A 21,698-nucleotide genomic window follows, 5' to 3' on the forward strand; every position below is an offset into this window, starting at 1 on the left:
AAATCTACTGCCGGACGGCCCCGCATCGCGCCCGCCGCCTGTCCCCTCGGTGCGGTAACCATTTGATACAGCCGCCTGGCAATATCACTTGCTATGCTCGGCCGCTATCTTCTACTCCAGCCAAACTACCATGCCAGAAAAGGCGCCGCTGGCCATCCTTGGCCTGCTGTTCATAATGGCCTCCGCGGCCAATGCCGACGCACTCCCGCATGGCCATCCGGTCGACTACCGAAGCCCCGGCGGAGAATTCAAGGAGAAGTACCGCAGCGGCCCTTGCGAAATCGAACGTGAACAGAAGCGCGATGGGGAGTACAAGGAAGAGCGCAAATGCGAGGACGGCCCGCGCGGCTATGAACAGAAGGAAAAATTCCGCAAGGGGCCTTGCAAGATTGAGCGCGAGTGGAAGAGGGATGGCAAGTATGAGGAAAAGGTCGAATGCAAGCCATGAGCGACGCGGCTTGCCCAGCCCAGTGGAGGCGACCTACTTCTTCCAGGACGGGAAGGCCCGGCGTTTCTATGGTCCCGCCGACAGGAATCGAACCTGTATCTAGCGCTTAGGAGGCGCTCGTTCTATCCATTGAACTACGGCGAGGGGACCCGGAAGCAGGCTGGGAGTATATCAAAAACCTCTTGCGAACAGGCACAAGTCCGGGCCCGTGTCGCCGGCGCGGGAATTGCGGGGCCGCTGACGGTGCCGCGGCGTCAGTGCATCTGGATATCAGCCGCGAACGCCAGCGCCTGCCCCAGCGACTCGCACTCGGTGAGGTTGCCGAAGTCGTCCGTCACGCATACATCCCGGTGCGCGCAGGGTGTGGTCCGAACAATGCTCAATCCGAGCAGGTTCAACGGTTCGACTATGGTCACCAAGATCAGCATGACGCCCCTCGCAGTGATGCGTGAGACATCAGTGTCCCGGCCGCACACGCGTGCATCGGTGGTCTACTGCACATAGCAGGGTGTTTTCTGGCCCTGCGGCACCAATTTCCCCACTTCGGAGGCCATTCCATGTCGCAAATGGCGATCAGTGGCGGCGGCTCCCCCCGGCAAGACGCCCGGACGAAGCCAGCCGGGCCGCCTGGCCGGTGCGCCGCAGCGCACGGCGCCCCGGGCGGTGGCGGCCGCGGGCGCAGTTGGCGGCGGTGGTGCAGCTGCGGTGGCAGGCTTGTCCGCGCAGGTTGCAGCGCAGTTCCCAGTCGATCAATCCGGACATGGCGGGCTCCTTAGTTCGGTGGCGGCCGCGCGGTTCAGGCGAGGCCGAGGTTCATGCCGCCCAGATGGGCTTGCAGCAGCACGCCCAGCAGCAGCCAGCCGATCTGCAGCGCGGCGCGCGGACGGCGCATGCAGGTTTCCACCTGTTCGCTGCGGCTTTCGCCGGACAGACACCAGGAGCAGAAGTGCTCGCAGTTGTTGGTCAGCAGGCGGTAGGCGTTTTCGCCCAGGCGGGAGCGGGCGCGTTCGACAGCGTGCGGGCCGGCGAAGCGTGCGCAGGGTTCGGGCTTGACGGCGATGCCATGGCCGGCGGCGAAGCCTTCGAGCGTGGTTTCTTCGACCGGGGCGGCTTGCAGCGCGCGGGCAAAGCCGGCGTAGTGGATGACGCGGCCAGCACCGGCATAGATGCCATGGTGGACGTAGCCATGGCGTTCGGTCACCAGGTGGGCGCCGAGCGGCAGCAGGTCGGCGTGGTGATCGTCGCTACCGTATTCGTGTTGTGGGTCCTGGGTGTTCATGGCTGGCCTCGATCTGTCTGGTTGCTGCAGGCATTGCTGCTTCGTGCCAGACCAACCGCATCAACCATGCCAATGGCAGGGAGGCACAACGGGACAAGGCTTTCCGGGAAATCCAAGGGTTTTGGCGGGGGTGACCTGTCTGACGGCAGCCAACCGCGCTGCGGCAAATCTGTTGGCTGGCGGCCACCACTCGCTCCGCGCCAGGACGACTGCGCGGGCCGGCGGGGAACCCGCGCGGTGGATACGCTGTGGTGGGTGGAGCCCGACACTGTCCGCCCGGTGTGTCGGGCATCCGCCAACGTGGCCCGCCTCCAGGCGTGTGCCCCATCGGCCCCACCCCACCTGGCAGGCCGCGCCAGTCCTGGGATTCCAATGTCTTCCTCCCGAACCCGCCGCTTGGCACGCGCCTTGCTCAATACCGGTACCACCCCCGGCGCCCCGCCGCTTTCACCGGAGACCGATTATGGCCACCCTCGCAATCAACGACCTCGGCACCTGCCGCGAACTTGCTCCCGCCGCCATGGCCCGCGTGCGCGGCGCCGGCGGGCAGTGGGTGTTCGGGTGGATCCGCCCGTTCGTGCCGTCGTCGCCGTTGCCAGGCGGGACCGTGATCAACTTTTACGAGATCAACTACAGCTTCTATGCTGATCAGATGAACAACCAGTTCCAGAACATCGATATCCGTAACAACGCGCCAAACGCCAATATCAATGTTCAGGGCGACCAGGGCGCGAGGAACGACGGCCGGCTGATCTGAACGTCAGCGCCGTCGTGGCTGCGCCCCGGCCGCGCCGGGGCTTTACGCGGACCGGAGACAAGATTGGGCTTCGACTCGCATTTCCAGTGGACCTCGGCGGCGTGCACGGACGTCGGGCGGGTCCGTGAGCGCAACGAGGATGCCTGCCTCGACCTGCCCGGGCAACAACTATGGGCGGTGGCCGACGGCATGGGTGGCCATGCCATCGGCGACTTCGCCAGCCAGGCGGTGGTGCAGGCGCTGGCCGCGCTGCCGGCGCAAGCCCGGCTGGAAGACCGGCTCGACGCCACGCGCGCGGCGATGCTGGGTGTGAACCTGGCGCTGGTCGATGAAGCCGCGCGCCTGGGTGTGCGCTGCATCGGCAGCACGGTGGTGGTGCTGCTGGCCGGCGACCGCCGCTGTGCCTGCCTGTGGGCGGGCGACAGCCGGCTGTACCGCCTGCGGGGCGGCCAGTTCGCCCGCCTCACGCGCGACCACAACCAGGTCGAGCGCCTGCTGGCGCGCGGGCTGATCACGCCGGAAGAAGCGCGCCACCATCCCGCCCAGAACACCATCACGCGCGCAGTGGGTGCGGCGGCAACGCTGGTGCCGGAGCAGTTGCTGACCGATGTGGCGGACGGCGATGTCTTCCTGCTGTGCAGCGACGGCCTGAGCAACGAAGTCGACGATGACGACATCGCCACCGTGCTGGCGCAGCAGGACGTTGCGCAGGCCGCGCAGACGCTGCTGCAGATGGCGCTCAATGCCGGCGGCCGCGACAACATATCGGTGGTGGTAATCCGCGCCGCGGATCCCTACGGCTCGGACAAGACCCTGGTGAATCCCGAGCTGGACACCTAGCTGCAGCAGCGGCGACCCTAGCCCTTGCCGCCTTCGGCCTGCCGATTGGCGCGGAAGTCCTTCGAGTGGATCCCGTGCTTCTTCAGCAGCATCTGCAGGTGCGAGCGGTTCATGTCGAAACGCCGCGCCAGTTCGGCAACGGTGCCGCCCACTTCCTGCAAGCCCCGTTCGAGAAACGCCCGCTCGGCCTCGTCGCTGGCGGCGCGCTTGGCTTCGCTGAGGGAAGTCGCCATGGTGATGTCGGCGCTGGCGGTGCCGCTGCCCACCACCGCCAGCGTGGCCGGCTTGGGCCGGATGTCCTGCGGCAGGTGCGCCAGGTCGGCCGTATCGCCGGCCAGGCATGACAGCCGGTACATCAGGTTGCGCAGTTCGCGGATATTGCCCGGGTAGTCGTAGTGCAGCAGGAAGTCGCGCAGCCGCGGCGTCAGCTTGAGCGGCCGGCGCTTGAGCATGCCGGCGGCCTCGTCACTGAAGTACGACACCAGCAGCGGGATTTCGTCGCGCCGCTCGCGCAGCGACGGCAGGCTGACGTGGATCACGCTCAGGCGATAGAACAGGTCCTCGCGGAAGGTGCCGGCCTGGCTCATGCGGCGCAGGTCCTTGTTGGTTGCCGCGACGATGCGCGTATCCACTGAGATCGCCTCGTCCGAACCAACGCGCTGGATCTCGTGCGCTTCCAGCACGCGCAGCAGCTTGACCTGCCCGGTCAGCGGCAGCTCGCCGATCTCGTCCAGGAAGATGGTGCCGGTATGCGCGCTCTCGAACTTGCCGCGCCGGTCGTTGCTGGCGCCGGTGAAGGCGCCCTTCTTGTGGCCGAACAGCTCGGATTCAAGCAGGCTGTCGGGGATCGCGCCGCAGTTGACCGAGATAAACGGCTTGTCGGTGCGCGCGCCATTGGCGTGGATCACCTTGGCCATCAGCTCCTTGCCGGTGCCGCTCTCGCCGTCGATCAGCACCGGCAGGTCAGTCGGCGCGGCCTTCTCGGCGATCTCCAGTGCCTCCAGCAGCTTGGGGTTGTCGCCAAAGGTGCCTTCGAAAATGAAACTGCGCTCCATCAATGCCTGGCGGCGCTCGCGCGGCATGCGCTCGACTTCTTCCTGCGGCGGCGCCGCCTCGGTCGCCGAGGCCGCCTGCACGAAGCGCTCCTTGTGCGACAGCCCCATCACCTCGTCGCGCAGCGTGGTGGCCTGCTTGAGCAGCTTCTCGATCTCCGGGCGGTCAAGCCGCGACGCCCAGCGCAGCGTCGAGCGCAGGATCTCGATCTTCTCGATCAGCCCGGCGAACGACACCGGGGACGTGACCGAGGCGGGGGTGGCACCCTGGTTGTATAGCTTCATGCGGCACTCAGTTGCTTCTGCACCAGTTGGAAATACATGCCCTTGCGCTCGAGCAGCTCCTCGTGCCGGCCCTGCTCGACGATGGCGCCTTCATACAGCACCAGGATCTTGTCGGCCTGCATGATGGTGCTGAGCCGATGCGCGATGATCACCGCGGTGCGCCCGCGCAGGATCTCCTGCATATTGGCCAAGATGTTGCTCTCGGACTGCGTGTCGAGCGCCGAGGTGGCCTCGTCGAACACCAGCAGGCGCGGGTCGTGGTACAGCGCGCGGGCAATGCACAGGCGCTGGATCTGCCCGCCGGAGAGCCCGATGCCGCGCTCGCCCACCACCTGCTCGTAGCCCAGCGGCAGCTTGCTGATAAAGGCATGGGCGTCGGCCATGCGCGCCACCTCCTCGATGCGGCGCCGGTCGGGGCTGTCGTCACCGCAGGCGATGTTCTCGGCGATGGTGCCCGAGAACAGCAGGTTGGACTGCATCACGTAGCCCACCTGCGCGCGGTAGAACGCCGCGTCGATCACGTTGAGGTCATAACCATCCACCGTCATCGCGCCCTCGGTGGGCTTGTAGAAGCCCACCAGCAGCTTGGCCAGCGTGGTCTTGCCCGAGCCGCTGCGCCCGACGATGGCCACCATCTCGCCCGGGCGGATGGTGAAGCTGATGTTCTCCAGCACGTAGGGCGTGTCCTCGCCGCCGTAGCGGAAGTACAGGTCCTTCATCACGATCTCGCCCTGCAGGTCGGGCAGCATCACGCGCGACAGCACGTCCTGCGGCTTCTGCTCGGGCTCCAGGTCGAGCACGTCGCCCAGGCGCTCCATCGCCACGCCGGCATCGTTGAGCTGGCCCCACAACGCCACCAGCCCCATCAGCGGCGCCAGCACGCTGCCCATGAAGGCGTTGAAGGCGATCAACTGGCCGATGGTCAGCTCGCGCTCCAGCACCAGCGTCGCGCCCACCCACAGTACGGCGATGGTGGTGGCCGCGTTGAGCAGCTGGCTCACCAGCCCCACCAGGATATGGAAGGCCTGCGCCTTGTACTGCGCCTCCAGCGCCTTGGTGTACTTGCGTTCCCAGCGCAGCCGCACCGGGCGCTCGATGCCCATGCCCTTGACGGTCTCGGCGCCGCCCAGCGTCTCCATCAGGTAGGCCTTGGCATCGGTCGAGGCGGCGAACACCTCGCGCGCATAGGTCTTGACCTTGGGCGTCACCACCACCGTCAGCGCCGCGATCGGGATCACGAAGGCGATCAGCAGCAGCGTCAGCTTGACGTTGTAGAGGAACATGATGGTGAAGTAGATAAACACCATCAGCAGGTTCAGCGCCGTGGTCACCGTCGATTCGGTCAGGAAGGCGCGGATGGTCTGGTTCTCCTGGAAGCGCGCGAAGATGTCGCCAGTCTTGCGCTTGGCAAAGAACGACAACGGCAGCGACAGCGTGTGCTTGAAGAAGTGCGACATCATGGCGAAGTCCATGTTGCGCACCATGAAGTTGGCGAGATACGCGCGGATCGTCGCCATCAGCTGCGAGAACACATTGGAGATGATCAGCCCCACGATCAGCAGGTGAAGCAGCCCCACGTTCTGGTGCACCACCACGCCGTCCAGGATGTTCTGGATGATCAGCGGCGGCACCACGCCCAGCATCTGGATCACGAAGGTGGCCAGGAACAGGTGCGCCAGGATCTTCTTGTACGGCGCGAGATAGCCGATGAAACGCAGCCACGGCGAGCGCGATACCGACAGCTGCGTCATGCTCTCGCCCGGCGAGAACAGCAGGCAGGTACCGCTCCAGCCTCGCTCGAACTCCTCCGCGCTCATCTTGCGGAAGCCGATGGCCGGGTCGGCCACCCACACCCAGCGCGACGAGATCCCGTACACCACCACGTAGTGGTAGCCCTCCCAGTGCACGATAAAGGGCAGCTCGAAGCCCATCAGCGAATCGCGCGTGCACTGCACCCCGCGCGTGGTGAAGCCGAGCGATTCGCCCGCGCGCGCCAGGCTGTCGAGCGTGGCGCCCTGCGTGGTCACGTTGGCGAGCTCACGTAGTTTGCCCAGCGTCATCGGGATACTGTAGTGCCGGCAGATCATCGCCAGGCAGGCGGCGCCGCAGTCCATCTCCTCGGCCTGCTCCACCAGCGCAAAGCGGCGGATCAGCTTTTCGCCGAGCTCGGGCTTGGATTGCAGGTCCAGCAGCACCGGGCGCTTGCGCCGTTCGGCCAGCTTCTTCTGTCGATGCAGTTCGCGGTCGAGCGCCCGGATGCGCTCTTCCAGCACCTCGCGCAGGCGCGGGTTGCGCTCCAGGATCAGCTGCACGGTCTTCTCCGGGATCACCAGCAGGCGCACGTCGGTCTCGGCAATGGCCGAGGCCAGCTGCTCCTGCCGCATCACGCAGGCGCGCTCGCCGAAGACATCGCCCTGCCCCAGCGTCGCCAGCGGGAATTCGCTGCCCTCTTCGCTGCGCACGACGCGCACGGTGCCCTGGCGCACCACGTAGAGGCGGCGGTCCTCGCGCCCCTCCTGCTTCAGGATCTCCTTGCCGGCCGCCACGCGCTTGACGCCGACGCTGCGCACGGCGTCTTCCAGCTCCTGCTTGTCGAGCTTGCCGCGCAGGTCGAACAGCCGCGCGACAAAGCCGCCGGCCGAACTGATCGCAACATAGCTGGTGATAAAGGCGAGCGCCGCGGGGTTGCCGGCCACTACCGGCTCGCCCACGCTGCGCGGGATCATCAGCAGCTCGGTCTTGCCCGAGGCGCGCACCGACGACTCATGCCGGTATTCGCGCAGCAAGGCGATATCGGCAAAGACCTCGCCGGCCTTGCGCACGCCCATGCTGATTTCCTTGCCGTGCTCCTCGTTGAACACGCGCACCGAGCCGGACTTGACGATAAACAGGCCCGGCGCCGCATCCCCCGCGTTGCAGACGGTGTCGCCGAAGCCGAAGGTCAGCACCTGCGCGGCATCGGCCAGGCGCCCCAGCTCCTCCGGCGTCAGCACCGACAGGATCTCGACGGTGGCGAGGAAGGCGGCCAGCGCCGACGCTGCCTCCGGCTTTTCCGGGGCAGCCGGGGCGGCGGGATCGCCGGTCTCGCTAGCGGGCTTCGATGACATGTTCCTGCGCCCTGGCCATCAGCCAGTCCTCGCGCAGCAGGCGGCGCACTTCCACCGCCACGTCGCCGTCGAGCGTGGCCGGGTGTTTCTCGCGCACCAGGAAAACTTCGAAGAAGGAACGGTCAGCGGCCGGGAACGGCCCCAGCAGGTCGCCCGGCTCGGCATTGAAGACCTTGGCCTCGATATCGGTCTTGAGCGAGCCGCGCAGCACCTTGCCGATCTCGCCGCCGCGCTCGCGCGTGTCGGCAATGGAATGCTCGCGCGCCATCTCGGCAAAGGCGTCGGGATCGTCCTGCAGGTACGAGATCAGCTCCTTGGCCTTGCCCTCGCTATCGACCACGATATGGCTGACCTCGATGCTGTCGAAGCGCGGCGAGTTGAGCGCAAAGTACTCCTGCACCGCGGCCTCGCTGCACACCTGCTCCATCATCCGTTCCTGGTACAGGCTGTCGGTGATAAAGGCCTCGAACTCGTCCAGGCTGACGTTCAGCGCATCCAGGTAGTGATTCATGTCGGCCGCGCGGTGGAGGCCCTGCACACGGCGGAACTGGTCGGCGCGCTCCTGGATTTCCTCGGGCGTGACCACCAGGCCCTGCCGCTTCGCGGCGTGCACGGCCAGCTTGTCGCGCACCATCTGCTCGACCAGGCCTTCGAACTGCCCGGTCAGCTTGAGCAGCCGCACGAACTCCTCGACGCCGAGCACCTCGTCGTCGATACGCACAATGCCAGTCATTTCTCGGCTCCTTTGACGGCCCCCTGCGCTGGCGCACCGGGCTGTCCACATCGGCTGTTTTCGTGTTTCCCCCGGCTGCGCTACCCGGCCACCTCACGGAAGGGGTCTAGCCCCAGGTCGATCAGGCGGCGTTCGCGCACCACGATCTCTGCCGTGGCGGTCATGCCGTAACGCAACGGATACTTGTTGTCGGCCACGGCGTAGTAGTCGCGTGCCAGGCGCACGCGGCCCTCGTAGACCGGCTGCTTGTCCGGCCCCGGCTTGGTGGCGGGCGAGATGAATTCCAGCGTGCCTTCGATGATCCCGTAGCGCTGGTACGGGAAGGCGCTGAACTTGAGCTTGACCGGCAGGCCTTCGCGCAGGAAGGCGCGGTCGCGCTCGGCAATGACGATCTTGACAACCGGGCGCGCATCCTTGGGTGCGATGCCGCCCAGCGGCGTGTTGGCCTGCACCTTGTCGCCGCGCTGGGTGGAGGTGACATCGGTGATCACGCCCGACACCGGCGCCAGGATCAGCAGGAAGTTGTCCTTGTCGATATTCTCGAAGCGGATGCGCGCCGCGGCGTCGGCCACCAGCCGCGCGGTCTGTACCTGCAGGCGCAGCTTGTCCTCGGTATTGGCGATCTCGCGCAGCGCGGCGTCGTACTGCACGCGCAGCCCGGCCAGGTCCTGGCCGCTGCTTTCGAGCTCGGAGCTGGCCTGCGTCAGCTCCCGGCCCAGCCGCGCATCCAGCTCGGCCAGCCGCGACTGCGCCACGCGCAGGTTGTTTTCCGCATCCTGCGCCGCCGCGCGCTTGGCATCCACCTGCGACTGCGACACCCCGCCGCCGCCAGGCAGTGCCAGCAGCCGCGCATAACGATCCTGCTCCTGGCGCGCGAACTCGCGCGCACGCCGGGAGTTTTCCAGGTTGCTGCGCGCTTCCTGCAGCTGCGCACGCTGCTGCTCGGCCAGGCGCGCGGTGCCCTCGGCGAGGCGGTTCTCATGCTGGCGCGTGGCCACGTCGATCTGCTGCTTGAGCGCGGCCGCCCTGCGCTCCATCAGCGCCTTCTTGTCGGGGAACTGCTTCCATTCGCGTTCGGAGTCTTCCAGCTTGAGCTGCGCTTCCAGCGCATTGGCCGCGGCTTCGATCGCGCCGCGCGCATTCAGGCGCGCCAGCACGTCGTCCTTGGATACCGGCTGCCCTTCGGCCACGTAGAGGTCGGCCAGCTCGCCGTCCACCGGGGCATAGAAGCGCCGCACCTCGGATTCCGGCGCCAGCGTGCCCTGCGCCGTAACAATGACATCGGCATGCCCGACGAACGACCACACCAGCGCGCACAGCACCAGCGCGAAGGTGGTCACGATGGTCAGCAAGCCCAGGCGCGACGGCTCGGCGCTGAGCAGGCCGATGCCTTCGGCGCTGTGGTCTTCCAGCGCCTCGGTCAGCGGCTTGAGACCGCCCTGGCGGGAGTCGTCCTTCATGGCTGCCCCGCTTGCTGTGGCGCCGCGCTGCTCACTGCGTCCCGGGCCGGCGCCTTGCCGGTGTCTTCGCCGCCGATCAGCTCCAGCTTGGTCTTGAGCACGGCGGGATCGAGCACGCTGCGCAGCTCGCGCAACGCCTGGCGCTGCTGGTCGGCCTCGGCGCGGATTTCTTCCTCGACCTTGGCGAGCTGCGCCAGGTCGGCGCTTTCGCCGGCGCGCAGCTGCGTGAAGATGCGCATGCCCTGGCGCGCGTCTTCCTGCGCCTGCGACAGCAGCCGGGCCTGCGCGCGGAACTTGGGCGAGATGCCGGGCTCGAGCCGCTGCTCGCTGCCGATCACGCCGTTGCTGCGGTACTGCTTCCACGCAACGACGGCGCTTGTCATCAGTTCGCGCGCGCGCCGCAGTGCGCTGTCGCGCACGCCGTTGACGTCGGCCTCGACCGCCTTGGCGAAGTAGCGGTCTTCATCGGCGTCGAGCATGGCGTAGAAGCCCAGCAGCCGATCCTCGTAACCCGTGCCGCCGCGCGCGGACTGCAGCTCGGCATATTGCGAGGCCACCTTCTGCTTGTGCGCGAGGTCGCGCGCGAGGTCATCGGCCCACGGGCCGCCGTTGATCTGCTTCAGCCCGGCAAGCGCGCCGGTGGTGTCGCCCTGCTGCCACGCCTTGGCCGTGCTGGCGTACTGGCGCGCCATTTCCGGCGGCGGCAGCCGCGCTGCCAGGCTGGCGAACTGCGCCTGGAACGGCGGCGTAACAAAGCGGCTGTCAGCCAGGCGTGCTACCAGCGCACCGGGCCGGCGCGCGCGCAGCGCCTGCATCAGCGCGGTATAGCGGTCCAGGTCGGCCTGCACGCGATCGAGGCCCGCCAGGCGCGGGTATTTCTCGCGGTATTCCGCGATGACCGGCTGCAAGGCCTCCGGGCGGTCGCGGCCGAGTTCGGCGGCGATGGTGGCGTTGAGCCGGTCGATCGCCGCCAGGTAGACGGACGCATCATTCTGCAGCCGGCGCACGTCGCTCAGCGCGTCCGCATAGAGGTCGCGGAATGCCGGTACATCGCCCGCGATGCGGCCGAGCGCGCGCTGGTGCGCGATGGTGTCCTGGTTCCAGTACGCCAGCAACTGGCGGATCGGCGCCTCGTCGGTGTAGAGGCGGATCGGCGCGTCGGCGCCGCGCTGCGCGGTAAAGCGCTCGAGCCGGCCGATCCAGTCGAGTTCCTCCACCAGAGCGCGCGCGTCGGCGTTGTGCGCACCGAGCTTGCGCATCTGCGCCAGTGCGGCGTCGGCGCCGCTGAAATCGCCCGCCTTCAGCTTTGCCGTCCACGCGGGCACGTAGCCGCGCAGCAGCGCCTCGGTGCCGATAGCCTGCACCTGGGCATCGTCGGGATGGCGCGCCAGGTAGTCGTCGGCAGCCTGCGCCGCGCGGGGGTGGTCGCCGGCGGCAAACAGCGCCTGCACTTCGCGCTCCGCTGCGCCGCGCCAGTAGACGGCCGCGCCCGCCAGTATCGCCAGCAACAGCAACGCGCCGCCCCAACGCGCCGCGCGCCGTGTGCGCGCAGGATCGTCCAGGCCGAACTGCTTTGCGCCCTCGGCCAGCAACAGCGCGACGCGTCCGCGCTTGCGCCGCGCATGCGCGGCGTCGTGCGCCGCGGTGGCGGCCGCGGCTTGCGCTTCAGCGTCGGCATTGACTTCATCGTCCTGCTGCGCGGCGTAGTCGACGCAGAAGATATCGAGGAAGGAGTCGGCCGCGCCGACGAAAGTGGTGCGGTCATCGTCGTCGTCCGCGGCCGTTGTCGGGGATGCGGGTGGCGCGTCTGGTGCAGCGGCAACAGGCTGCAGTATCGCGTGCGTCGCGGTGGCATCGCCATCATCCGTGCGCTGGACCTGTGCCTTGTAGACAAAGTGGTTGCCACCGAAGGCGATCAGGTCGCCGTCGTCCAGCGGCACGCCGTGGTCCGTCAGCCGCTTGCCGTTGACGAAGGTGCCGTTGGTGCTGCCCAGGTCTTCCACGAACGGCACGCCGCCCTTCAGGTAGACATGCGCATGGCGGCGCGACAGGTAGTTGACCTGCTGCGGATAGCTGTCGCGGTAGCGCGCGAAGGCATCGTCGGCCTTGCTGATCAGGTACGGGAAGCCGTCCAGGTGGATCGGGTGCAGCCCGACGTCGCCGCGTTCGGGCACCAGCGTCAGCGCCACGCGTGGCGGCTCGGGCTGTGTCGCGCGCGGCGACAGCCGCACGCGGAACGACAGCGCGGGGCCGAAGGCCACTTCGTCGCCATCGGACAGCTGCGCCGGCTGTCGCGCCACCGCCGCGCCGTTCACGCGCGTGCCGTTCTTGCTGCCGAGGTCGGCTACATAGACCGCGCCATGTTCGGCAAAGATGCGCGCATGGCGGCGCGACAGGGGCGCGGCCAGTTCTTCCGGGTAGGCGGCAAACGGCCGCTCGGTCCGGCCAACGGCGAAGAGCTCTTCGTCGATGCGGATCTCGCCGAGTTCCGGGCGCGACACGGGCGTCAGGAACACATCGAATTCCTGCGCGAAATCCTGGGAGAACTCCCGCGTGAATCCCTGGGCCATTTTCACCGGCATTTCCATGATCAGTGCTTCGTCAGGAGCCATGTTTCCAGCGAGCCAACAGCACGGCTGCCGCGGCGGCCGGCCAGGGGGGTGAAGCGACTAAGAACATAGTAGGCGACGGCTTAGGCTAGTCAATCGGCCGCGGTGTGCGCGGGTGGCACCGTAGCGACACATTCGGTATGGCAAGTGGCGGGAATAAGGGGCTCGGTGCGCAACCCGTTGCGTACGCCGGCATCACGTGGATAGCGGGCCGGCACCGTAGACAGCATTTATTGAGGGGGATTCGAGGCCGTGTTGCGCACATCCGTATCGGGCCAGCCACCGCCAAGCGCCTTGTACAGCGTGACGGTGTCGGCCAGGATCTGTTGGTGGACCGCCAACAATTGCAGCTGCGCAGTCAGCAGCGAACGCTCGGTCTCGAACACTTCCAGCTGCGAGACCACGCCCTCCCTGAGCTGCGCCTCGATCTGCGCGGACACGACGCGCAGCTGCTCGACCTGCTGCTGCAGCTCGATGCGTTGCTTCTTATGCGCGTCGACATTGACCAGTGCACTCTCCACCTCTTCGAAAGCCGTCATCACGGTGCGGCCATATTCGTTTTCCGCCACGCCCACCTGTGCCTCGGTGGTCTTCACGCGGGCGCGTACGTTCGGGTCGAGCATCGGCAGGTTGATGCTGGGCATGAAGCCGAAGGTGAAGGACTTGAGCAGGTCGCTCAGGGCAAAGCTGGCGGTGCCGCCGCGCGCGGTCAGGCTGATGGTGGGCAGCTGCGCCAGGCGTGCCTGGCCGACGATGTTGTAGGCCGCCAGCACACGGTATTCAGCGGCCACGACATCCGGGCGGCGCGCCAGCAACTGCGACGGCAGCCCGGCCGGCACCGCGGGCGGCTGCACGCGGTCCTGCAGGCGCCCGGCCGGCACCTTGAGATTGCCCGCGGGCACCCCGACCAGCGTGGCCAGCGCGTTTTCCGCCACGTCGCGCGAACGGCGCAGCTCCAGCAGGTCCTTGTTGAGGCGGTTGATTTCCGCCTGCTGCTGCATCACGCGGATCTTGGGCACCAGACCGTTCTGGTACATGGCCTGGTAGGTGGACAGGATCTGCCCGTTCTTGGCGACGGTGCGCGCCTGCTGCTCGATCTGCTCATCGAACTGCAGGATCTGGAAGTAAGTAGTCGATACATTTGACACCAGCGTCAGGTAGCCGGCGCGCCAGTCGGCCTCCGTCGCGCTGAACTCGGCGGTCTGGGCCTGCACGCCCTTCTCGACCTTGCCCCAGATATCGATGTCCCAGTTCAGCTGGGCGGCGGCGTTATAGGTCCAGGTGGACTTCTGCCCGGTGGTCTTTTCGAAGCTTGCGCCGGCGCCGATATCGATCACGGGCAGCGCGCCGGCACGCGCCTCGCCGATCTGTGCGTTGGCCACGCGGATGCGCGCCGCCAGCACCTTGATGTCGTAATTGCCGCTGAGTGCCTGCTCGATCAGCTTGTTCAGGTAGGGATCGTTGAAGCCATGCCACCAGTTGGGCTGCACCGCGTCGGCCGGCGATACCGTGATCGAGTCCTGGCGCGTCCATTCGGCCTTGGCCGGCGTTTCGGGGCGCTGGTACACCGGCGGCCGGAAGTCGGCGCAGCCTGCCAGCAATGCCGCGCAGGCGGCCAGTGCGGTCAGCCAGCAGCGCGGCACCAGGGTTGGCGAGGCAATGAGGGATTCAGGCACGATAGCTTCCTGCGTGCGACAGCGGCGGAACGTGTCGGGGCGTATTGGGGATACCGCCCTGGCGTGCGCCGGGGCCGCGATGTCTGTCTGTATTGTGGTGCGCGCTGGCGCGCGCTCCAACCCCGATCTGCACGGGGTCAAGAAAAGCGCCGCGGGGACGCCCCCGCGGCGCGGCGCCATCTCAACAACCTTCTCAACGATAGATATTGTTGCTGGCGTTCTGGTTGGTATCCACATGCGAACGGACATGGTCGAGGAAGGCCGAGCCATTGCCGTTCAGATTCGTTACGGTCTGCATCTGCGCGATTTCCTGCTTGGCATTGATGCTGCTGTCGAACGCCAGCTTGATCGGGGCGTACACGGAGGCGAAGGGCAGGTAGGACAGGCCGCCGCGCACGGCGTGCATGCGCTTGCTGTCGAGGGTTTCGGCGGCGGACAGGTCTTTGATGGTCAGCGTGGTCATGATGGTCTCCGGGATCGGTAGTCAGTGCTTCGGTTCAGTTGGCCGGGGCGCGAGGGCTCAGCCGTAGATGTTATTGGTGGCGTTCTGGTTGGTGTGCACGTTGGACTTGACGTGGTCCAGGAAGGCCGAGCCGTTGCCGTTCAGGTTGGTCACGGTCTGCATCTGCGCGATTTCCTGCGTGGCGGTGATGCTCTTGTCGATCGACAGGCTGAGCGGGTGAAACACCGGCATGAACGGCAGCAGGGCGCGGCCGCCGCGTACGGCGAGCATGCCCTTGCGGTCCAGGGTGTCGATGGTGGTCAGGTCGTTGATGGTCAGCGTGGTCATGATGGGCTCCGGTAGAGGAAGGTGTTGCCTTTGGGGTTAGGGTTGAGCATCGGGTTGGTGTCGCGCTCGGAGGGGATATCGCAGGGAGCGTGCCAGGGGGGGCGGTTGTTTTTGTTGCCATCGCGCAAATGCCTGTAAACATGGGGATTTTGGCGTTTTGCGTGGTGGCGGGATGCGATGGTGCGCTGCTGGTGGAGGGTGGGCGTGGTGGATCGTGGCCAACAGATGGTGGAGATGTGTTGGGGGGTGGGTGACACTTGGCTGCTTGGGAGGCTCGCTGCGGGTTTACATCTGGTCGATGCTCGACGGCCCGCGTTGCTGGTGACATGTTGTCGCTGTTGAACCGCCTGGTTCCGCCCTCCTGGGCGGGATTTTGTGTGTAGGGCATAACATGTCGAGAAGGAGCATGTATGCCACGCAAACCAAAAGCCACACCCCGGGACCTTCCGAGCATCCCCAAGGAGCTAATTGATCAGCTCGTCAAAGGTCCGATGACTGCTGAGGCGGTGCAGGATGCCGCCATGGCGTTCAAGAAGGCCCTGATCGAGCGGGCGATGGGCGCGGAGCTGGGCCATCACCTGGGCTACCCGGAGGGTGCTGAGCGCCCCGAGAATGCCACCAACCAGCGCAACGGCTCCAGCGCCAGACGGTGCTTACCGACACGGGACCGCTGCGCCTGGCGATCCCGCGGGACCGCGACGGCAGCTTCGCGCCCATCCTGATTCCCAAGCACGACCGGCGTTTCACTGGCTTTGACGACAAGATCATCGCCATGTATGCCCGCGGCATGACGGTGCGCGAGATCCAGGCGTTTCTGGTCGAGCAGTACGGCACCGAGGTGTCGCCTGCGTTCATCAGCTCGGTAACGGATGCGGTCATGGAGGAAGTCACCGCCTGGCAGGCCCGCCCGTTAGAGGTCATGTACCCAGTGGTGTTCTTCGACGCGCTGCGGGTCAAGATGCGCGAGGATGGCGTCGTGCGCAGCAAGGCGGTCTATCTGGCGCTGGGCGTGCTGCCCGATGGCACGCGTGACATCCTGGGCCTCTGGATCGAGACCACCGAAGGGGCAAAGTTCTGGATGAAGGTGTTCAACGACCTGAAAACGCGAGGCACCCAAGACATCCTGATCGCGGTGACCGACGGCTTGAAGGGCATGGAGCAGGCCCTGAACGCGGTGTTCCCGAGCACAACACTGCAGACATGCATCGTGCATCTGATCCGCGGCAGCCTGGACTACGCGAGCTGGAAGGACCGCCGTGCGGTGGCAGCCGCGCTCAAGCCTGTCTACACAGCAGCCACGGTAGAGGCCGCACAGGCGGCGCTATTGGCCTTCGAGCAAAGCGACTGGGGCAAGCGCTACCCGCCGATTGCAGCCTCCTGGCACCGCGCGTGGGACCGCGTGATTCCATTCTTTGCGTTCCCGCCAGCCATCCGCAAGATCATCTACACCACGAATGCCATCGAGAGCATCAACGCGCAACTGCGCAAGATCATCAAGACCCGCAGCGATGAAGCGGCCACCAAGCTGCTGTGGCTAGCCTTGCGCAACATCACCTGCAAGTGGGGCAGCGCCACGCACGACTGGAAAGCGGCCATGAACCAGTTCGCGATCCTCTACGAGGATCGCTTCACACAACCCCATCGCTGAGATAGGATCAAAGGCCTGCCTGCCGGGCAGCCTGCCCGGCAGGCAGGCCTTTAGCCTTGCACACAAAAATCCTGACACCCCCCGCCCAGGAGGGCAGAACCGAGCGGTTCAACAGCGAAAACATGTCACCAACAGCGAGGGCCGCCGATCATCGACCAGCCCCCCCTTCACTTCACTTCACTTCACTTCACTTCACATAAATCGTAATCTTCTTCGAATAAACCGGCGGGTTGGTAGGAATGTGCTTGTCATCACCCATCAAAAGCTGCAGCGTGTGCTTGCCGGGCGGCAACTCGACCATGGTCTCGGTCTCCCCCGCCCCAAAATGCAAGTGATTCCGGTCATTGGGGATTTCCTTATCCATCGGCGGCAGCTCGACATCGATCAGCAAATGATGATGCCCGGTGTTGGGATACTTCACATCCTTGGGCGCCACCCCCATGTTCCGCAACCCGAACCACACCTTGAACGGCTTGCCCGCAGGCATCGTCTGCCCATCGTTGGGCCAGCCGATATAGAGATAGGCATTGGGCGGGGCCGGCGTCGACCCGCCCTGGACCGCCGCGGACAGCAGCACGCTGACGGCGAAGGCAGCGGCAGCAAGTAGTCTGAACATGGCGCTCTCCCCTGTTTGCTGATCGGCCTGCGCGCGGCTAGCGCACCGTGATCGTGACCTTCTTCGAATAGATCGGCGGCTCGAACGGCACATGCTTGGCATCGCCCAGCAGCAGCTGCAACGTGTGCTTGCCGGGCGGCAGCTCGATGCGCGCGTCGGTCTCGCCCGCACCGAAGTGCAGGTGGTTCTTGTCCGACGGGATTTCCTTGTCCAGCGGCGGCAGCTCGGTGTCGATCAGCAGGTGGTGGTGCCCGCAGCGCGACGATTCGACGCCCTTGGGGCAGACGCCCATATTGCGCAGGCCCATGCGCACCCAGAACTTGCCGCCGCTGATGACGGTCCCATCGTGCGGCCAGATAATGTAGACCTCGGCATTGGGCGGGGCTGCCGTCGACAGCGACAACGACGGGGCTGCGGCCAGGGTTGCGGCCGCCAGCAGGCGGAACAGGAATCGTCTGGACATACGCGGCGCCTCCCGGAAGACTGTCCGAAACCCGATCACGTTGTCCCGAAAGCCCATTCTTGTTGCTTGTTGGTCAGCGCTCGGCGATTCGTCATTCAGGTTAGGATGCAACCCCGGAAAAAGCGAACCCGGCGTGTCGTGGCCAGATGGGAATGCCCCGCCGGAGACACAAGCGCTGTGCTATCTTGAAGCAAGCCGGTCGACGTCTCGGCAACACCACAATGCGCCCCCGGGTATGCGTCCCGCATGCAACGGGTTCGCCGCGGCCCCAATGAGGTGTGAAATGTGGCGCAATCTACCAGTCGTGCGCCTGGCCGCGATGGCCGGGATCCTCGCCACCGCGCCGCTGCCCGCGCAGGCGGCCGGCGCTGCCACCGCTGCACCGGCCACGGAGCCGCTGCTGCTGGCCGGCATCATGCCCAAGAACACCGACGAGCAGTACGAGCTGAGCTTCTGGGAATCGATCAAGAACAGCAACCACGCCAGCGACTACGAAGCCTACCTGAAGCAGTATCCCAACGGGCGCTTCGCGGTGCTGGCCAAGGCGCGCCTGGAGCGGCTCGCCGCCTCGCCACCGAAGGCGCAGCCACCATCGCCGCCCCGCTCCGGCGCAACTGCCGGCGGCCAGGTGACGCGGCCGCCGGCGGCATCCCCACCGGCCGCGGCGCGTCCGGCATCGCCACCGGCGGCCCCGCCTGCGGCGGCATCGGCAAAGCCGGGCGCGGCGGCAGGCGGTGCGGTCAGCACCACACTACGCGCCGGTGAGATCCGCGATTGCCCAACCTGCCCGGTGCTGGTCTCCCTGCCTGCCGGCAGCTTCACCATGGGCAGCAGCGCCAGCGACCCCGCCGAGAAGCCCCCGCATCACGTCACCATCGGCCAGCCATTCGCGATCGGCCGCTACGAGGTCACGGTCGAGCAATGGAACGCCTGCGCCACCGCCGGCGGCTGCCAGAGCATCCCCACCGTTGCCGAAAGCGCCAAGAACGCGCCGGTGCGCGACGTCAGCTGGGACGACGCGCAGCAGTACGTGGCCTGGCTCAGCAAGACCACCGGCAAGACCTACCGGCTGCCGACGGAGGCGGAATGGGAATACGCGGCGCGCGGCGGCACCGCCAGCGCGTTCTGGTGGGGCGACCAGATGCGCAAGGGCAATGCCAACTGCAAGGACTGCGGCGAGCCGTGGAGCCAGGACGCGCCGGCGCCGGTGGGCTCATTCGCGGCCAACCCCTATGGCCTGCACGACGTCAACGGCAGCGTGTGGGAATGGGTGGCCGATTGCTGGCACAGCTCGTACAAGAACGCACCGACCGACGGGCGCGCCTGGAACGAGAATGCCTGCGGCTCGCGCGTGATCCGCGGCGGCTCGTGGCGCGAAGGCGCCAGCTACATGGTGTCGTCCACGCGCTTCAAGTACAGCCCGAGCGTGCGGCAGTCGCAGAACGGCTTTCGCGTGGCGCGCGACATGAAGTAGTGCTGGCGCCAACGGCAATGCCGGGCGTCATGAGGCTCGCGCTCACCGCGCGCGCGTCGAGATCTGCACCAGGTCCGCGCTGATGCGGTCCCGGCCATAGGTGCGCGCCATCTGCGCGAGTGGCTTCTCCAGTGCGCGGACGTAGTCCTGCCGCGCCTCGACCTCGGAGCGGCGCCCTTCGAACAGCGGCGCCGGCGTGGTCAGCAGCACCACCAGTTCGGTACCGAACGGACCGGAGACGATCCAGTCACCGCTGTCGCCAATGGTGGCAGTGAGACCGGGCGGCGCCTGGTGCGCGGGCACGCGTGCGCTGGGCACCATGTGCGCCACCTTGCCGTCAGCCGCGAAGTAATCGACATAGACATAGGAGTCCTGCGCCGGCGTGCGCAGGTCCAGCACCAGCGGGTTTCCCTCGGTCAGCTGCGTACCCTGGCCGCGCAGCCGCAGCGAAGACGCGGTGCCGCCCTCGCGGTTGCCCGACCAGTATGGGGCGACCAGCGTGGCCACGTCGCACTTGTCGGCGGCCAGCGGCTGGGTGTCGATCGACACGCCCTTCACCCCCGGCAACGCGCCGAGCTGCTCGCGCAGTCGCGCGGGCCCCACGCTCTCGGCCAGGAAACCGCGCACGCGCACTGTCTGCGCCTGCTCGCTGGCGCTCAGCAGCGAGCACGGCACAGCGGCCAGCACCTTGCGGACCTCGGCCATCGACAGTACTGCCGGACGCGCGGGTGCGGGTGCGGGTGCGGGCGTGGCGGGCGCCGGAGCCGGTGGCGTGGCCGGCGCCTCGACCCGTGTGTCGTCCGCCGGCGCTCCCGCCTGCCGCTGTGCATGCCAGGCGTAGTAGCCGATCGCCGACACGCCGGCCAGCACCGCCAGCACGCCACCTGCCATCAGCGGCGAGGGGCGCGGCGTGGGCGCTATCGGCACCGCGCTCATGCCTTTCAGGAACAGCGCGACCGTCGGTGTGCGGGTTTCACGGTCCAGCGACAGCGCTTCGCGCAGCGTCTTCCATTGGGTGCGGCTCAGCTGCGGCGGCTGCACCGGCTTGAGCCCGGCCTCGCGCGCCTGGTTGGCTCCCAGCCGCTGGTACGGATGCTTGCCCGTCATCAGTTCATAGGTCACGCAGGCCAGCGCGAAGATATCGTCGCGCGGATCGGGCTCACGGTGCTCGAACATCTCGGGGCTGGCGTAGGCCGGGGTCATGCCGCCCAGCGAGCCGGGATCGAACACGGTCTTGTCGGATTCGTCCGCCGGTGGCAGGAAGCCGCGCGCAATGCCGAAGTCGATCACCTTGACCTCGCCGCTGTCGGTCAGGAAGACGTTGGCGGGCTTGAAGTCGCAATGCACGAAGCCGCGTTCGTGCGCGTAGGCCAGTGCGTTGCCCATGCCGTTGATGATGGACATGGCGCGCGCCATCGGCATGCCGGCAAAGCCCGGCGCCTTGAGCACATGGTTCAGCGAGGTGCCGGACAGGTATTCCATGGTCAGGAAGACCACCGGCCCGTCGCGGTCGAAGTCATAGACCGTGACGATGTTCCGGTGCGCCAGCGTCTGCGCCTTGCGCGCCTCGCGCTGCAGCGCCATCAGCGACTTGGGATGGCCGCTGAACTGCAGGTTCAGCACCTTGATGGCGATATACGGCTTGCGGTCAGACGCTTCTAGCTTGCGCAGGTCGAGCGCCTTGTAGACCGTGCCCATGCCGCCCACGCCCAGGCACTCCTCCAGCACGAAGCGGCCGTTGAGGGTATCGCCGACGCCCTTGGTGTGCGCCGCCTGCGGCAGCGTGCCCGCCTCGGGCGAGGTCGCGTACAGCGAGCCCGTCTGCGGCCCGCTGGCCAGGCGCGTGGCTTCGGTGGCGGCACCGTACTGCGTGGCGCTCTGGCGCTCGATGCGCCGCATCACTTCAGCATAGACCGCGGGCGGGAACGGGAAACGCGTGTTTTCCTCGATGACCACGCGCGCCGCCTGGCTGGGCGTGGTGGGGTCCTGCGCCAGGGCTGTCTCGAACGACGCGACGAACTCGTCGTCGGAGAGACCGCCGTTCTGGAACTTGCGGATCAGGTCTTTGAGACTGGCCACGGCATGCCCCGACATGGTTGCTGACAGGATCGACCCACCGTGCGGAAGTACCCTGCCTTCGATGGATACTAGTGCGCACCCAAGGCATGCGCAATCCATCCGCAGTCAGCACGCAACGCATCGCGCGCCCGGTCGTCGCCGATCGCGGCAGCCGCGCAGCGCCACTGTCGCCGCGGCGCCAACACCAGTATGCCAACTGTTGGCCCGGGCCCGTCAGCCATGACCCCCGGCATGAGCCGCAGCCAGTGCGCGCGAGCCGACATCACAAATAAATCCCTCATGTTTTCAGGTAGTTACGCGTGCCCGGCGCGGTTGGCAACGGCGTTGGCACACTCCCTGCGTTAGTACCTCCCGAGCGCGACATCCGATGCTCGAAACCAAC

General features: G+C 66.8%; 18 protein-coding genes, 1 tRNA gene and 1 pseudogene. 5 read left to right on the forward strand and 15 right to left on the reverse strand.

The window, feature by feature from the left end:
- The first annotated feature begins 130 nt into the window (after positions 1–130).
- Complete coding sequence (locus AC10V3_RS14800; protein ID WP_022536029.1) at positions 131–448, forward strand: hypothetical protein; 318 nt, start codon at positions 131–133, stop codon at positions 446–448.
- Between the two features lie 69 nt (positions 449–517).
- Here AC10V3_RS14800 and AC10V3_RS14805 read toward each other — a convergent pair.
- The 4 genes from AC10V3_RS14805 to AC10V3_RS14820 form a co-directional block, all read right to left on the reverse strand.
- A tRNA-Arg gene (locus AC10V3_RS14805) sits at positions 518–592 on the reverse strand.
- A gap of 110 nt (positions 593–702) precedes the next feature.
- A complete protein-coding gene (locus AC10V3_RS14810) occupies positions 703–876 on the reverse strand; it encodes a hypothetical protein (RefSeq protein ID WP_349607289.1) in 174 nt (57 codons plus the stop codon).
- A gap of 145 nt (positions 877–1,021) precedes the next feature.
- The gene (locus AC10V3_RS14815; protein ID WP_022536031.1) at positions 1,022–1,210 is read right to left on the reverse strand and encodes a hypothetical protein; all 189 of its coding nucleotides are present in this window, start codon (positions 1,208–1,210) and stop codon (positions 1,022–1,024) included.
- Positions 1,211–1,244: 34 nt separating this feature from the next.
- Positions 1,245–1,727 carry a lecithin retinol acyltransferase family protein gene (locus AC10V3_RS14820; RefSeq protein WP_349607288.1) on the reverse strand — a complete coding sequence of 161 codons (483 nt, stop codon included), beginning with the start codon at positions 1,725–1,727 and terminating at the stop codon, positions 1,245–1,247.
- A 463-nt stretch (positions 1,728–2,190) separates the two neighbouring features.
- On the opposite strand from AC10V3_RS14820, the gene AC10V3_RS14825 reads away from it, so the two are divergent.
- Entirely contained in the window at positions 2,191–2,484 is a 294-nt protein-coding gene (locus AC10V3_RS14825; RefSeq protein WP_022536033.1) for a hypothetical protein, read from the forward strand.
- Positions 2,485–2,547: 63 nt separating this feature from the next.
- Positions 2,548–3,324 (forward strand): PP2C family protein-serine/threonine phosphatase, encoded by a 777-nt coding sequence (locus AC10V3_RS14830; protein WP_022536034.1) that lies wholly within the window; start codon positions 2,548–2,550, stop codon positions 3,322–3,324.
- Positions 3,325–3,341: 17 nt separating this feature from the next.
- Here AC10V3_RS14830 and AC10V3_RS14835 read toward each other — a convergent pair whose 3' ends face one another.
- From AC10V3_RS14835 to AC10V3_RS14870, 8 genes are all read right to left on the reverse strand, one after another.
- The gene (locus tag AC10V3_RS14835; RefSeq protein WP_022536035.1) at positions 3,342–4,661 is read right to left on the reverse strand and encodes a sigma-54 interaction domain-containing protein; all 1,320 of its coding nucleotides are present in this window, start codon (positions 4,659–4,661) and stop codon (positions 3,342–3,344) included.
- Positions 4,658–7,768 (reverse strand): peptidase domain-containing ABC transporter, encoded by a 3,111-nt coding sequence (locus AC10V3_RS14840; protein ID WP_022536036.1) that lies wholly within the window; start codon positions 7,766–7,768, stop codon positions 4,658–4,660. The genes AC10V3_RS14835 and AC10V3_RS14840 overlap by 4 nt, the downstream gene beginning before the upstream one ends.
- The gene (locus AC10V3_RS14845; protein ID WP_022536037.1) at positions 7,749–8,501 is read right to left on the reverse strand and encodes a peptidylprolyl isomerase; all 753 of its coding nucleotides are present in this window, start codon (positions 8,499–8,501) and stop codon (positions 7,749–7,751) included. The genes AC10V3_RS14840 and AC10V3_RS14845 overlap by 20 nt, the downstream gene beginning before the upstream one ends.
- A gap of 80 nt (positions 8,502–8,581) precedes the next feature.
- Positions 8,582–9,961 (reverse strand): beta-barrel domain-containing protein, encoded by a 1,380-nt coding sequence (locus AC10V3_RS14850; RefSeq protein WP_022536038.1) that lies wholly within the window; start codon positions 9,959–9,961, stop codon positions 8,582–8,584.
- A complete protein-coding gene (locus tag AC10V3_RS14855; RefSeq protein ID WP_022536039.1) occupies positions 9,958–12,573 on the reverse strand; it encodes an FHA domain-containing protein in 2,616 nt (871 codons plus the stop codon). The genes AC10V3_RS14850 and AC10V3_RS14855 overlap by 4 nt, the downstream gene beginning before the upstream one ends.
- Positions 12,574–12,800: 227 nt before the next feature.
- On the reverse strand, positions 12,801–14,246 hold the full coding sequence (locus tag AC10V3_RS14860) for an efflux transporter outer membrane subunit (RefSeq protein WP_022536040.1): 1,446 nt from the start codon (positions 14,244–14,246) through the stop codon (positions 12,801–12,803).
- Between the two features lie 193 nt (positions 14,247–14,439).
- Complete coding sequence (locus tag AC10V3_RS14865; protein WP_022536041.1) at positions 14,440–14,709, reverse strand: hypothetical protein; 270 nt, start codon at positions 14,707–14,709, stop codon at positions 14,440–14,442.
- A gap of 57 nt (positions 14,710–14,766) precedes the next feature.
- Entirely contained in the window at positions 14,767–15,036 is a 270-nt protein-coding gene (locus tag AC10V3_RS14870; RefSeq protein ID WP_022536042.1) for a hypothetical protein, read from the reverse strand.
- 410 nt (positions 15,037–15,446) lie between these two features.
- On the opposite strand from AC10V3_RS14870, the pseudogene AC10V3_RS14875 reads away from it, so the two are divergent.
- Positions 15,447–16,684 (forward strand): annotated as a pseudogene (locus tag AC10V3_RS14875) (IS256 family transposase).
- A 187-nt stretch (positions 16,685–16,871) separates the two neighbouring features.
- Here the strand turns inward: AC10V3_RS14875 and AC10V3_RS14880 are convergent.
- A complete protein-coding gene (locus tag AC10V3_RS14880) occupies positions 16,872–17,300 on the reverse strand; it encodes a DUF4399 domain-containing protein (protein ID WP_022536044.1) in 429 nt (142 codons plus the stop codon).
- Between the two features lie 37 nt (positions 17,301–17,337).
- The gene (locus AC10V3_RS14885; RefSeq protein ID WP_041681111.1) at positions 17,338–17,763 is read right to left on the reverse strand and encodes a DUF4399 domain-containing protein; all 426 of its coding nucleotides are present in this window, start codon (positions 17,761–17,763) and stop codon (positions 17,338–17,340) included.
- Between the two features lie 823 nt (positions 17,764–18,586).
- On the opposite strand from AC10V3_RS14885, the gene AC10V3_RS14890 reads away from it, so the two are divergent.
- On the forward strand, positions 18,587–19,237 hold the full coding sequence (locus AC10V3_RS14890; protein WP_374063680.1) for a formylglycine-generating enzyme family protein: 651 nt from the start codon (positions 18,587–18,589) through the stop codon (positions 19,235–19,237).
- 42 nt (positions 19,238–19,279) lie between these two features.
- Here AC10V3_RS14890 and AC10V3_RS14895 read toward each other — a convergent pair whose 3' ends face one another.
- Entirely contained in the window at positions 19,280–21,331 is a 2,052-nt protein-coding gene (locus AC10V3_RS14895) for a serine/threonine-protein kinase (RefSeq protein WP_022536047.1), read from the reverse strand.
- Between the last annotated feature and the right edge of the window lie 367 nt (positions 21,332–21,698).

The sequence above is a fragment of the Cupriavidus sp. PB-02 genome (genome assembly GCF_058252315.1).

Bases quoted from the DNA above. Each gene is read 5' to 3' on its own strand.
- AC10V3_RS14895 (WP_022536047.1), bottom strand. From the start codon at position 21,331: ATGTCGGGGCATGCCGTGGCCAGTCTCAAAGACCTGATCCGCAAGTTC.
- AC10V3_RS14800 (WP_022536029.1), top strand. From the start codon at position 131: ATGCCAGAAAAGGCGCCGCTGGCCATCCTTGGCCTGCTGTTCATAATG.
- AC10V3_RS14845 (WP_022536037.1), bottom strand. From the start codon at position 8,501: ATGACTGGCATTGTGCGTATCGACGACGAGGTGCTCGGCGTCGAGGAG.
- AC10V3_RS14885 (WP_041681111.1), bottom strand. From the start codon at position 17,763: ATGTCCAGACGATTCCTGTTCCGCCTGCTGGCGGCCGCAACCCTGGCC.
- AC10V3_RS14840 (WP_022536036.1), bottom strand. From the start codon at position 7,768: ATGTCATCGAAGCCCGCTAGCGAGACCGGCGATCCCGCCGCCCCGGCT.
- AC10V3_RS14810 (WP_349607289.1), bottom strand. From the start codon at position 876: ATGCTGATCTTGGTGACCATAGTCGAACCGTTGAACCTGCTCGGATTG.
- AC10V3_RS14820 (WP_349607288.1), bottom strand. From the start codon at position 1,727: ATGAACACCCAGGACCCACAACACGAATACGGTAGCGACGATCACCAC.
- AC10V3_RS14850 (WP_022536038.1), bottom strand. From the start codon at position 9,961: ATGAAGGACGACTCCCGCCAGGGCGGTCTCAAGCCGCTGACCGAGGCG.
- AC10V3_RS14835 (WP_022536035.1), bottom strand. From the start codon at position 4,661: ATGAAGCTATACAACCAGGGTGCCACCCCCGCCTCGGTCACGTCCCCG.
- AC10V3_RS14825 (WP_022536033.1), top strand. From the start codon at position 2,191: ATGGCCACCCTCGCAATCAACGACCTCGGCACCTGCCGCGAACTTGCT.
- AC10V3_RS14865 (WP_022536041.1), bottom strand. From the start codon at position 14,709: ATGACCACGCTGACCATCAAAGACCTGTCCGCCGCCGAAACCCTCGAC.
- AC10V3_RS14870 (WP_022536042.1), bottom strand. From the start codon at position 15,036: ATGACCACGCTGACCATCAACGACCTGACCACCATCGACACCCTGGAC.
- AC10V3_RS14890 (WP_374063680.1), top strand. From the start codon at position 18,587: ATGGGCAGCAGCGCCAGCGACCCCGCCGAGAAGCCCCCGCATCACGTC.
- AC10V3_RS14855 (WP_022536039.1), bottom strand. From the start codon at position 12,573: ATGGCTCCTGACGAAGCACTGATCATGGAAATGCCGGTGAAAATGGCC.
- AC10V3_RS14815 (WP_022536031.1), bottom strand. From the start codon at position 1,210: ATGTCCGGATTGATCGACTGGGAACTGCGCTGCAACCTGCGCGGACAA.
- AC10V3_RS14880 (WP_022536044.1), bottom strand. From the start codon at position 17,300: ATGTTCAGACTACTTGCTGCCGCTGCCTTCGCCGTCAGCGTGCTGCTG.